Annotated in this window: 11 protein-coding genes; 8 read left to right on the forward strand and 3 right to left on the reverse strand. The window is 61.7% G+C overall.

Going from position 1 to position 12,236, the window contains the following annotated elements:
• Positions 1 to 123: 123 nt before the first annotated feature.
• Positions 124 to 900, reverse strand: coding sequence for a ferredoxin--NADP reductase (locus tag ACDA63_RS02730; RefSeq protein ID WP_373661633.1), 777 nt, complete (start codon positions 898 to 900; stop codon positions 124 to 126).
• Positions 901 to 1,094: 194 nt separating this feature from the next.
• Between ACDA63_RS02730 and rquA the strand changes: the two genes are divergently transcribed.
• Positions 1,095 to 1,841, forward strand: coding sequence for a rhodoquinone biosynthesis methyltransferase RquA (gene rquA / locus ACDA63_RS02735; RefSeq protein ID WP_373661634.1), 747 nt, complete (start codon positions 1,095 to 1,097; stop codon positions 1,839 to 1,841).
• Between the two features lie 118 nt (positions 1,842 to 1,959).
• Positions 1,960 to 2,280 (forward strand): quaternary ammonium compound efflux SMR transporter SugE, encoded by a 321-nt coding sequence (sugE, locus tag ACDA63_RS02740; protein ID WP_373661635.1) that lies wholly within the window; start codon positions 1,960 to 1,962, stop codon positions 2,278 to 2,280.
• A 66-nt stretch (positions 2,281 to 2,346) separates the two neighbouring features.
• On the opposite strand, the gene ACDA63_RS02745 is transcribed toward sugE, so the two are convergent.
• Entirely contained in the window at positions 2,347 to 3,513 is a 1,167-nt protein-coding gene (locus tag ACDA63_RS02745) for a fatty acid desaturase (RefSeq protein WP_373661876.1), read from the reverse strand.
• A 501-nt stretch (positions 3,514 to 4,014) separates the two neighbouring features.
• Here ACDA63_RS02745 and leuA point away from each other — a divergent pair.
• Positions 4,015 to 5,691 carry a 2-isopropylmalate synthase gene (gene leuA, locus ACDA63_RS02750; protein WP_373661636.1) on the forward strand — a complete coding sequence of 559 codons (1,677 nt, stop codon included), beginning with the start codon at positions 4,015 to 4,017 and terminating at the stop codon, positions 5,689 to 5,691.
• Between the two features lie 52 nt (positions 5,692 to 5,743).
• Here the strand turns inward: leuA and ACDA63_RS02755 are convergent, their stop codons facing one another.
• On the reverse strand, positions 5,744 to 6,649 hold the full coding sequence (locus ACDA63_RS02755; RefSeq protein ID WP_373661637.1) for a LysR family transcriptional regulator: 906 nt from the start codon (positions 6,647 to 6,649) through the stop codon (positions 5,744 to 5,746).
• A gap of 146 nt (positions 6,650 to 6,795) precedes the next feature.
• On the opposite strand from ACDA63_RS02755, the gene ACDA63_RS02760 reads away from it, so the two are divergent.
• From ACDA63_RS02760 to ACDA63_RS02780, 5 genes are read left to right on the forward strand one after another with little or no spacing between them, the layout of a single operon-like run.
• On the forward strand, positions 6,796 to 7,773 hold the full coding sequence (locus ACDA63_RS02760) for an ABC transporter permease (RefSeq protein ID WP_373661638.1): 978 nt from the start codon (positions 6,796 to 6,798) through the stop codon (positions 7,771 to 7,773).
• Positions 7,770 to 8,654: an ABC transporter permease gene (locus tag ACDA63_RS02765; protein ID WP_373661639.1), complete on the forward strand. Its 885-nt coding sequence runs from the start codon at positions 7,770 to 7,772 to the stop codon at positions 8,652 to 8,654. The genes ACDA63_RS02760 and ACDA63_RS02765 overlap by 4 nt, the downstream gene beginning before the upstream one ends.
• Before the next feature lie 5 nt (positions 8,655 to 8,659).
• The gene (locus tag ACDA63_RS02770) at positions 8,660 to 9,631 is read left to right on the forward strand and encodes an ABC transporter ATP-binding protein (protein ID WP_373661641.1); all 972 of its coding nucleotides are present in this window, start codon (positions 8,660 to 8,662) and stop codon (positions 9,629 to 9,631) included.
• Positions 9,628 to 10,635, forward strand: coding sequence for an ABC transporter ATP-binding protein (locus ACDA63_RS02775; RefSeq protein ID WP_373661642.1), 1,008 nt, complete (start codon positions 9,628 to 9,630; stop codon positions 10,633 to 10,635). The genes ACDA63_RS02770 and ACDA63_RS02775 overlap by 4 nt, the downstream gene beginning before the upstream one ends.
• Positions 10,636 to 10,663: 28 nt before the next feature.
• Positions 10,664 to 12,229 carry an ABC transporter substrate-binding protein gene (locus tag ACDA63_RS02780; RefSeq protein WP_373661643.1) on the forward strand — a complete coding sequence of 522 codons (1,566 nt, stop codon included), beginning with the start codon at positions 10,664 to 10,666 and terminating at the stop codon, positions 12,227 to 12,229.
• Positions 12,230 to 12,236: the final 7 nt, after the last annotated feature.

A 12,236-nucleotide genomic window follows, 5' to 3' on the forward strand; every position in this document is an offset into this window, starting at 1 on the left:
ACCCATCACACGCTCGCAGTGGGATCGGCCTTGCCGATCGCTCCGTCATGCACCATCGGCGAGCATCGCGCACCAAATGAAAAAACCCCGCCGCAGCGGGGTTTCTATGATGACCGGATACGCTCAGCGTTCGACGAAAGCGCGTTCGATCACGTAATCGCCCGGTTCGCCAACTCCCGGGGAAATGACGAAGCCACGCGCTTCGAGCAGATCGGCGGTGTCCTTGTTCATCGACGGGCTGCCACAGATCATGGCGCGGTCCGTCTCCGGATTGAGGGGCGGCAGGCCGAGATCGGCGCACAGCTTGCCGGACTCGATCAAATCGGTCAGACGGCCCTGGTTGCGGAACGGCTCACGCGTCACCGACGGGTAGTAGAGCAGCTTGTCGCCGATCATCTCGCCGAGGATTTCGTCTTCGCGCAGTTCCTTGGTGATGTAGTCGTGGTAGGCCAGTTCGGACACATAACGCACGCCATGGAACAGGATGACCTTGTCGAAGCGCTCGTAGGCTTCCGGGTCCTTGATGAGGCTCATGAACGGCGCGAGCCCTGTGCCCGTGCCGAACAGGAACAGGTTCTTGCCCGGCTTGAGGTCGTCCAGCACCAGCGTGCCCGTGGGCTTCTTGCTGATGAGGATCGAGTCGCCTTCTTTGAGGTGTTGCAGGCGCGAAGTCAGCGGGCCATTGGGCACCTTGATGCTGAAGAATTCGAGGTGCTCTTCATAGTTGGCGCTGGCGATGCTGTAGGCGCGCACCAGCGGCTTGCCCTCGACTTCAAGGCCGATCATCACGAAGTGGCCGTTGCGGAAGCGCAGGCCCGCGTCGCGGGTGGTCTTGAAGCTGAACAGCGTGTCGTTCCAGTGATGAACGCTAAGGACGCGTTCGGTGCCAAAAGTTGCCATGACTTGCGTTTAACCAGATGTTCGCGATGCAGCAATTTTACTGATCGGGTGGTAATAACGCATGGATTTATATATAACAATTGGTAATCAGGATTTAACCCGGCTATGAGCGGCCTTTATTTTTGGTTTAGCTCAAGGGAACCTCATTAAGCTCCGATAAACTAAGACTATTGATCAGCCACAAGGGGCACAAAATGACGGAAAACACACTCGCAGCGACCACCAACAGCGCCGAGGCCGTCAGCTCCTCTTCTCAGGGCGAACAACGTGTTGGCCCGATTCCTTCCTACATGCACGAGGTCTATGACTGGGCCTACGTGAATCCAAAACTGGTCCGCATGCTCGACCGCAACATCGTCGTGCGTGTGCTGTTGTTCCTCAATGACCGACGCTTGATGCGCGCTTACCTCGAACGCATCAAGCCCGGCATGCGCGTGTGGCAGGTCGCCCATGTGTACGGCGATCTGGTGCGTCTGGCAGCCGAAAAATGTGGCCCGCATGGCCATTTCCAGCTCACCGATGTGACACCGATCCAGGTGAGCCACGGCACAGGCAAACTGAAGGATCTGCCTTGGGCACAGGTGGTACGCAGCGACGCCGGCAGCTTCCGGGCGAGCGAGCCTCAAGACCTGATCTGCAGCTTCTTCCTCCTGCACGAAGTGCCGGACAACTGGAAACGCGCCATTGTCGACAACATGCTGAACCAGCTGCCGGAAGGCGCCGAGGCGCTTTTCGTCGACTACCACGGCCCGTCGCGCTGGCAACCGATCCGCTACATCCTGAAAGTGGTCAATCGACTGCTGGAGCCGTTTGCGGAAGCGCTGTGGAATCACGAGATCAGTCATTTTTCGAGCGAACCTGAGCGCTTCACCTGGGAGAAGCGCACCATCTTCGGCGGCGTCTACCAGATCGTCTCGGTCCGCCACAAGAAGACCGCCTGACAAGCCTTTGGTATCATTCCCACACGCCGCGCACTGCGCGGCGTTTTTCATTGCACGCGGGGACGACCCCGCCTCTGCCCATCATTCGGGACGGCCCGCTCATGAAGGATGCATCATCGTGAACTGGTTGATTCTCTTCTTTGCCGGCCTGCTGGAAATCGTCTGGGCCGTGGGGCTCAAGTACACCAACGGCTTTACCCGCCCCTTGCCGACCGTCATCACCGTTGCTGCCATGATCGGCAGCGTGATCCTGCTGGGACTCGCCGTGCGCACCCTGCCGCTGGGAACCGCCTACGCAGTCTGGACCGCGGTCGGCACCGTTGGCACCGTTATCTTCGGCATGCTGTATCTGGGCGAGCCTGCCTCGCTGGCGCGCATCGGCTGCATCGCTCTGATCGTCATTGGCATCGCCGGCCTCAAGACGCTGACACCGCACTGACACCGACGCCGGTGCCGCAAACAAAAAGCCCGCGTCATGCGGGCTTCGTGTGGGTGTTCGACTGAATCAGGCAGCGTAGCTGCGCAAGCGCATGGAAAGTTCATGCAATTGCTTCACGCCACTTTGTTCGGCCCGATGGCACCAGTCCTGCAACTGCTTGAGTAATTGTTCGCGCGAAGCCGTGGAGCGTGCCCAGAGCGCCGCCAACTCTTCACGCATCTGGTACAGCATGGCCAGGCGCGGGCTATGCGCCAGCGCATCGGCGACTTGCTGGCGAGCGCTCGCCGACAGCGATTCGGAATCGTCCTGCAGCCACGCACGCAGTTTCTTGATATCGAAACGATCGCCGTGCGCGGCCTTGAGGCGCGACAGCTCTTCGCCGTATACATCCTTGAGCGAGCGAAGGTAGCGCGTCATCACGTCGTAGCGGTGAGTGATGATGTTCTGGAGCATTTCCAGATCGATCGTCGCGCGGGCCTCGCCGAAGCGCGGCACGGGAATCGTCTTCTTGACCGTCGCCAGTCCGGCCATTTCGAGCAAGCGGATATACATCCAGCCGATGTCGAACTCATACCACTTGGCCGACAATTTGGCCGACGTGGCGAAGGTGTGATGGTTGTTGTGCAATTCCTCGCCGCCGACAAGGATGCCCCAGGGCACGAGGTTGGTCGAAGCGTCCGCACAGTCGAAATTGCGATAGCCCCAGAAGTGCCCCAGGCCATTGATGACACCTGCCGCCCAGAACGGAATCCACACCATCTGCACGGCCCACATGGTGATGCCGATGGCACCGAACAGGATGAAGTCGACGATCAGCATGAGCGAAACGCCGATCACCGAATGGCGATACACGTTGCGCTCCAGCCAGTCATCAGGAGTGCCATGGCCGAACTTGCGCAACGTCTCTTCGTTCTTGGCTTCGGCGCGATAAAGCTCGGCGCCTTGCCACAGCACCTTGCGCAGGCCGCGCGTCTGCGGGCTGTGCGGGTCTTCTTCGGTTTCGCACTTGGCGTGGTGCTTGCGGTGGATGGCCGCCCACTCCTTGGTGACCATGCCGGTGGTCATCCACAGCCAGAAACGGAAGAAATGGCTGGGAATGGCATGCAGATCGAGCGCGCGATGCGCCTGGTGGCGATGCAGGAAGATGGTGACCGACGCGATGGTGATGTGAGTCAGGCCGAGGGTGACGAGCACGTAGCCCCACCAAGGCAAATCCACCAGACCATCAAACAAACCGTAGAACATCGAAAATCCTTATGCGTTAGCGCGCAGCAATCAAATTGTGCTTGATATTACGCAAATAGAAGACTTAAGACTATGCGACCTACGTCAATTTTCGATAGCCGGAACCATGCGGGCGTTGACAGGCCATTTTGTTTGAAGTTAGCCTGCGACTTATGTCTGCGATGACGCACCTCGTGCTCACCTTCGCTCTGCTGTCCTCCCTGACCCTCGGCGCCCTGCTGCGGGGTCTGCTGCTGCGCCCCGCGCGCAGATAAAACCTCCCCCTTCGTTCCGGCTGTAATACCCGTCGCCCCAAGGCGAACGGCTCCTTTGCGCATCCTTTTGCGCGCAATTTCGAGGAAGAACCGACATGCGTCCATCCAATTTGCTACTTCGACTGCGACTGCGCCCCGGGCATCGGGCCATGATTCCGGCTGCCGTTTTGCAGCTGTCCGATGTCCGCGCCGACCGTAACGCCTTCATCGAACACGCAAACAGGAACCGACGACCATGTTGAAGAACCCCGCCAGCAAGTACCAGGCCTTCGCCCCGATCCACCTCACGAACCGCACCTGGCCTTCAAAGACCATCACCCGCGCCCCGATCTGGATGAGCACCGATCTGCGCGATGGCAACCAGGCCCTGTTTGAACCAATGGACGGCGCACGCAAGCTGCGCATGTTCGAGATGCTCTGCGAAATCGGCTTCAAGGAAATCGAAGTCGCCTTCCCCTCCGCCTCGCAGACCGACTTCGACTTCGTCCGCAAGCTCATCACTGAAAACCGTATCCCCGACGACGTCACCATCGAAGTCCTCACGCAAGGGCGCGAGCACCTGATCCGCCGCACCTTTGAAGCCGTGCGCGGCGCGCGACGCGTGATCATGCATCTGTACGGCGCGACCTCGCCCGGCTTCCGCAAGATCGTGTTCAACACCGATCGCGCAGGCGTGACCAAGATTGCTGTGGAATCAGCCGAACTCGTCCGCCAGCTCGCCGCCGAACAGCCGGAGACCGAATGGGTCTTCCAGTACAGCCCCGAGACTTTCTCCACCACCGAGCTCGACTTTGCCCTCGAGATTTCCGAGCGCGTGTTCGATGTGTGGCAACCGACGCCGCAGAACCCGGTGATCCTCAATCTGCCGGCCACCGTCGAAGCCGCCACGCCCAATGTCTACGCCGACCAGATCGAGTGGATGTGCCGCAATCTCTCGCGCCGCGATTCGATCATCGTCAGTGTCCACCCGCACAATGACCGCGGCACGGCCGTGGCCGCCGCTGAACTCGCCATGATGGCGGGCGCGGACCGGGTGGAAGGCTGCCTGTTCGGCAATGGCGAACGCACCGGCAACGTCGACATCGTGACGCTCGCACTCAACCTCTATACGCAGGGCGTCGATCCGCAACTGGATTTTTCGCGCATCAACCACGTGGCACGCACGGCGGAAGAATGCACGCAATTGCCGATCCACCCGCGCCACCCCTACGTCGGCGACCTCGTCTTCACCGCGTTCTCCGGTTCGCACCAGGACGCGATCAAGAAGGGCTTCGCCGTGCAAGACCCGAACGGTATCTGGGAAGTGCCCTACATGCCGCTCGATCCGGCCGACGTCGGCCGTACTTACGATTCTGTCATTCGCGTCAACAGCCAGTCGGGCAAGGGCGGCATTGCTTACCTGCTCGAATCGGCCTTCGGGCTGGTCATGCCTCGCCGCATGCAGGTGGAATTCTCGTCCGAGGTCCAAAAGGTCATGGACGAGACGGGACGCGAACAGAGCGCCCAGGACATCTGGCACATCTTCGGACAAACCTACTTCGAAGCCGATGTGCCCGTGACTTTGCTCGGCCACAAGCTGAACGAATCACGTGATCACCATGCCATTGAACTGGAGGTGATGATCGATGGGCAGCCGCGCGTCATGCGCGGCGAAGGCAACGGTCCGCTCGAAGCTGCCATCAACGCGCTCGGCGTGGAGATGTCGATCGACAGCTTCGAGGAACGTTCGCTCTCGCAGGGCTCCAGGGCGCGCGCCGTGGCCTTCGTCGAAGTATCGAGCCCCGGCATGGCCGGTTCGATCTTCGGCGCCGGTGAATCGGCCAGCATCATGGAAGCCTCGCTGCGCGCACTCGTGTCGGCGGTCAATCGCTGCAAGGTGCGCACGAGCGTGGCGGAGGCCGAAACCGCCTGAGTTGTCACACGCAATTCGCCGGTGGTTGGACGGGGCGCTCGCGCCCCGTTTTTCATGCAGCGTCGGGATCTCTCACGGCGCGGGCCACGCCGTTGGACAACAGCGCGCACATGCGATCGAACAATCGCGAGTGTGCGATTTTCTCGTGGTGAATGAGGCAGAAGTGATGGGGGATATCCGGCACGAACGGTCGCCAGGTAATGCCCAGATGCCGATACTGCGCAGCCATCAGATCGTTGGCAAACGCCACGCCCAGCCCGGCTTCCACCAGGCGACATGCCGCGCGGGTGTCGTGCACTTCGTAGGCGATGTCGGCGGCCACGCCACGATGCGACATGTGCCGCTCCACTTCTTCCCAGAACGTCGTCGCACCGCCGAGGATAATCAATCGTTCTCCTGTCAAATCGCGCGGCGACACGGTCTTGAGTGCGGCCAAAGGATGGTCGGGCGGCATGACGATCACCGTCGGCGAAGTGATCAGCGGCACCGCACGCAAAGTGCGATGCGCAATCGGCAACTTGACCACACCGATGTCGACCTTGCCTTCGGCGACCATGTCCTGGATGTTCTCGTAGGGCTTGATGTACAGGCTGACCTTGGCGTCGGGCGCATCTTCGCGCAATTGCCGCAGCACCCACACCATGGTGGTCTCGGCGAGGCTGCCGGGAATCGCCAGGCGCAATACCCCGTCGCGTTGATGACGCACGCCGTCGGCGAGCAGCGAAAGCCGGTCCGCTTCCACCAGCACGCGCTGCACCTGCTCGAAGACGATGTCGGCTTCTGGCCGCATCAACAAACGACCTTTCTCGCGCTCGTACAGGCGGAACCCCAACGATTCTTCGAATTGCGTCAGCAGGCTGCTCACTGCCGATTGCGACAATCCGAGCTGGCGCGCAGCGGCAACGGTGCTGCCAAGGGTGTGGATGGCGTGGAACGCCTTCATCTGACCGATCTTCATGACCGATACCCTATCGCATATTTCGATAGGCGAATATAAATCGACCATGCCGTTTACAGCACGAATCGGCAGAGGCTAACGTTCTGCTCCACAACAGCCGCTGTCCACCATGCGCGGCGGCATGCCCACAGAGAGGAATCCGACCGATGCTGGTCTATGCAGGACGGCGATTGCTGCAGAGCCTGTTCGTACTTCTGCTCGTATCGCTGATCGTCTTTTTCGGTATCTACGCCGTGGGCGATCCGATGGAGTTGCTGGTCCATCCGGAATCCACCCCCGCCCAGATCGAAGCCGCCCGCCACGCACTGGGGCTCGACCTGCCTGTGTGGCAGCAATACGTGGTGTTCCTCAAGAACGCCGTGCATGGCGATCTGGGCACCTCGTTCATCTACCATCGTCCAACGCTCGAACTCGTGCTCGAACGCATGCCGGCGTCGCTTGAACTGGCTTTCGTCGCGCTGGTGTTCGCCCTGCTCATCGGACTGCCCCTGGGCATCCTCGCCGGACTTTTCCCCGGCACGTGGCTGGACCGCACGCTGGTGACGAGCTCCATCCTGGGTTTCTCGGTGCCGAATTTCTGGCAGGCCTTGATCCTGATGATGGTCTTTTCCGTCTGGCTGGGTGTCCTGCCACCGAACGGACGTGGCGAGACGGGCCAGATACTCGGTATCCAGACCAGCCTTGCCACATGGGATGGCATCCGTCACCTGATCCTGCCGGCGCTCAATCTGTCGCTGTTCAAGATTGCCGTCGTGATGCGCCTGGCGCGCAGCGGCATCCGCGAGGTGATGCTCAAGGACTACATCAAGTACGCGCGTGCGAAGGGGCTCGCCGCATGGCGCATCGTGGTGATCCATGCGCTCAAGAACACGATGATCCCGCTCATCACGGTCATCGGCATGGAATTCGGCTCGCTCATCGCTTACGGCGTCGTCACCGAACAGATCTTCGCGTGGCCCGGCATGGGCAAGCTTACGCTGGACAGCATCGCGCAGCTCGACCGGCCGGTCGTGGTGGGCTATCTCACGCTGGTGGTGTTCATGTTCATCGTCATCAACCTGGTGGTCGACATCCTCTATTCGGTGTTCGATCCGCGTATCCGCCTCGGGGGCAAGCGCGCATGAGCACCGCACACAAAGGTTTCGCCAAGATCCTGCGCGGTCTGCTGAGTCGTCCGTTGCCGGCCATCGCGCTGTTCGTGTGCGTGGTCGTCGTTGTCTCGGCACTTGCCGCGCCCTGGATCGCCCCGACCGACCCCTACAACCTCGCCACTGTGGACATCATGGATGCACAGATGGCGCCGGGCAGCCACAACCTCGACGGCACCCTCACCTATCTGCTCGGCACCGACGGTCAAGGCCGCGACATGGTGTCGGCCATCCTGTACGGGCTGCGCACGAGTCTGTTCGTCGGCGTGCTGGCGGGGGGCATCGCCGTGTCGATCGGCACGCTGCTCGGCCTGATCGCCGCGTACTGCGGCGGCCGCGTGGATGCGGTCATCATGCGCGCGGTGGACATCATGCTGGGCTTTCCGACCATCCTCGTCGCGCTGCTTCTGCTCGCCATGGTCGGCCAGGGCGTGGACAAGGTGATCCTGGCGCTCGTCGTCGTGCAGTGGGCCTATTACACGCGTGCGGTGCGTGGCGCAGCGCTGGTGGAGATCAGCCAGGAATACATCGAAGCCGCTCATTGCCTGGGCTTGCCGAGCCGCCGCATCGTGCTCGGGCATTTGCTGCCCAACTGCCTGCCGCCGCTCATCGTGATCTCCACCATGCAAACGGCGCACGCCATCGGCACCGAAGCGACCCTGTCGTTTCTCGGCTTGGGCGTGCCGGTGACCAAGCCTTCGCTCGGACTGCTGATCGCCAATGGATCGCAGTTCATCATGTCGGGCAGCTACTGGATCGCTTTCTATCCGGGGCTAGTCCTGCTCATCATGCTCTTCTCCATCAACATCGTCGGTGATCGACTGCTGGAGATTCTCAACCCGCGTCTGGAAAAATAGCGGTCATGAGCGAGAACCTTCTAGAAATCCGCGGGCTGAAGACGCACTTCTTCACGCGAGCCGGCGTCGTGCCGGCAGTCGATGGTGTCAGCCTCGATGTGCGGGCCGGCGAAGTCATCGGGCTTGTCGGCGAATCGGGCTCGGGCAAATCGATGCTGGGCTTTTCGATCCTCGGACTGATCGATGAACCGGGGCGCATCGTCGCGGGCGACATCCGCTACAAGGGCAAGTCGCTCGTCGGCCTGCCCGAGCGCGACATGCAGCGCATCCGCGGCAAGGAAATCGCGATGGTGTTCCAGGACCCATCGATGACGCTGAACCCGGTGCTACGTATCGACACGCAAATGATCGAGACCATCCAGGCGCACGAGAAAGTCAGCCGCAAGGCCGCGCTCGCACGTGCAATCGATGTACTCGAACGCGTGGGCATCTCGTCGGCCGAGACGCGCATCCGCAGCTATCCGCACCAGTTTTCGGGCGGCATGCGCCAGCGCGTAGCGATTGCGGTGGCGTTCATCAACCGGCCCGATCTCATTATCTGCGACGAGCCGACCACGGCACTGGACGTGACCATCCAGGGCCAGATCATTCACGAGTTCCAGACCCTGTGCCGCGAGGAAGGCACAGCGCTCATCTGGATCAGCCACGACCTCGGTGCGGTGGCATCGATCGCCGACCGCATCCTGACCATGTACGCGGGCCACATCGTTGAATCGGGTCCGGCGCAAGCGGTGCTGCATGCGCCGCATCACCCCTACACCGCCGGGCTGATCCGCTCGATCCCCTCGCAAGTGCCACGCGGCGAACGGCTCTACCAGATCCCCGGCAACACGCCAAACATGCTGGCGCTGCCCTCGGGCTGTCCGTTCCGCACGCGCTGCCCGCGCGCCACCGAGCAGTGCACGACATATCCCGCCAGCATGGCATTCGTCGCCGGACATGATTTCGTCTGCTGGCATCCGGAGAACGCGCAATGAGCGAACCGATCCTCGAACTGCGCCACGTCAGCAAGGTTTTCACACAGCGGCCGGACCTCATCGAGCGCGCAGTGAATCTCGTGTCGCGCAAGCACCCCAGTGCGGGCGTGCACGCCGTCAATGATGTCAGCCTCACGGTGCAGGCCGGTAAGGTCATCGGTATCGTGGGTGAATCTGGCTGCGGCAAGTCGACGCTGGCGCGCATCGTCGCGCAACTGATCCCCGCCACGCAGGGTGAAGTGCTGTACCGCGGACAGAACCTTGCCACGCTGGATGCGACTTCGCGCCGCCGCATGGCGCTGGAAATCCAGATGGTCTTCCAGAATCCGTTCGCTTCGCTCAACCCGCGCAAGCGCGTGGCCGACATCATCATGGAAGCGCCGCTGGTCCACGGCATCACGCCTGCACGCGAACGCGAAAGCCGGCTGGCGGAATTGCTCTCGATGGTCGGCCTCGACATGTCGGCCGCCCAACGCTATCCGCACCAGTTTTCCGGCGGGCAACGCCAGCGCATCGGTATCGCTCGCGCGCTGGCGGTCAAGCCGCGCATGCTCATTTGCGATGAGTCGGTGGCGGCGCTGGATGTTTCCATCCAGGCGCAGATCCTGAACCTGCTCATGGACCTGAAGGAGCGCGAGCAGCTCACGTATCTGTTCATCAGCCACGACCTCGGCGTAGTCGAGCACATCTGCGACGAGGTGGTGATCATGTACCTCGGCCGCGTGGTCGAGCAGGCCAGCACCGAGGATATCTTCAGCCAGTCGCGCCACCCGTACACACAGGCGCTGCTGAGCGCCGTTCCCAGGATCGAAGACGGCAAGCGCGACTACCAGCCCGTGCAGGGTGAGATCCCCTCGCCGCTCAATCCACCGGCCGGCTGCCACTTCAACCCGCGCTGCCCCCACGTGATGCCGCGTTGTCGTGTCGACGTTCCGCTGCTGCGCGAAGTCATGCCGCGCCACACGGCGGCCTGTCATCTGAATGATCTAAGCCTTGCGCGTTGAGACCCGCGCCCCACGGAGGAAGACCGAGATGAACAAAACACTGAGAGCCGCCGCGATGGCCGTCTGCCTGAGCCTGGGCGCCGGGCTCGTACAAGCGGCAGACCTGCGCGTGGCGCTGTCGACCGAACAGACCACGATGGATCCGGACTTCGCGCGCAACTCGCCCAACCAGGCGATGGCCGCACAGTTCTTCGACAGGCTGGTGGCCTTCGACGCAGACATGCGCCAAGTCCCCGCGCTGGCGGAGAGCTGGCGCGAAGTTGACCCTACGACGTGGGAGATCAAGCTGCGCCACGGCGTGAAGTTCTCCAACGGTGCGAACTTCGACGCGCAGGACGTGATCGCCACGGTCAACCGCATTCCCAAAATAAAAGGCAGCCCCGCTTCGTTCGACAGCTCGGTGGCCAACATCGAATCGATCACCGCGCCCGACCCGTACACCCTGCGCGTGAAGCTCAAGACACGCGACCCGCGCTTCATCAATGACATCGGCGAGCTGTACATCACCTCGCGCGAGGTCAAGCCCGACACCGACAGCGATGCCTTCAACACCGGCAAGGCGATGATCGGCACCGGCCCGTACAAGTTCGTCGAATGGCGACGCGGCGAGTACGTGAAGATGGAAGCCAACCCGTACTACTGGGGCAAGCAGAAGCCACACTTCAAACAGGTGACGCTACGCTTCATCGGCAATGGTGCCTCGCGCATCGCAGCACTCCTGTCGGGTGACGCCGACCTCGTCGAAGGCGTGCCGACCTCGGACCTCGCGGGTATCGAGAGCAACAAGAGCTTCAAGGTCTGGCGCAAGTCGTCCGCGCGGCTCATCTACCTGAGCGTCGACAGCACGCGCGACAAATCGCCCTTTGTCACCGACAACAACGGCAACCCCATCGCCAATCCGTTCAAGGACGTTCGCGTGCGCCGTGCCGTGGCCATGCTGGTGAACAAGAAAGCCCTGGTCGACCGCGTCATGCGCGGTGTTGCCGAGCCCACCGGCCAGTTCGTCCCCGAGGGCCTGATCGGCTACGCCAAGGGTTACGCGGGCGTGCCGTATGACCCGGTCGAAGCCAAAAAGCTGCTGACCGCCGCGGGCTACCCGAATGGTTTCCGCGTGACCTTGCAAGCGCCTAACGACCGCTTCCAGAACGATTCACAAGTGGCGCAAGCGGTTGGTCAGTTGCTGGCGCGCGGCGGCTTGCAGGCTCAGGTCGAAGTCATGCCCAACAGCGTGTTCCTCAAGCGCGCCTCGGCGCAGGAATTCTCGATGTTCCTGTTTGGTTTCGGCTCGACTTCGGGCAGCGCGCTGCGCGGCCTGAACCAGACGCTGCACACCTATGACAAGGAAAGCGGCCAGGGTCTCTTCAACCGCAGCCGTTACAGCAACCCGACGTTCGACAAGCAGATCGAAGCTGCCGACAAGGAAGCCGATCCGGCCAAGCATCAGGCGGGGCTCGAGCAAGCCACGCGTACCGCCATGGATGATGTCGGCATGATCCCCTTGTACTTCGAGCAGCTCACCTGGGTGGCCAAGAAGAACATCAACTTCAAGCCGCGTCGCGACGAACGCACGATGGTGGTCGACATCACCGAATAAATCACCC

It is taken from the genome of Uliginosibacterium sp. sgz301328, from assembly GCF_041807905.1.
In the GTDB taxonomy this organism is placed as follows: domain Bacteria; phylum Pseudomonadota; class Gammaproteobacteria; order Burkholderiales; family Rhodocyclaceae; genus JBGVSA01.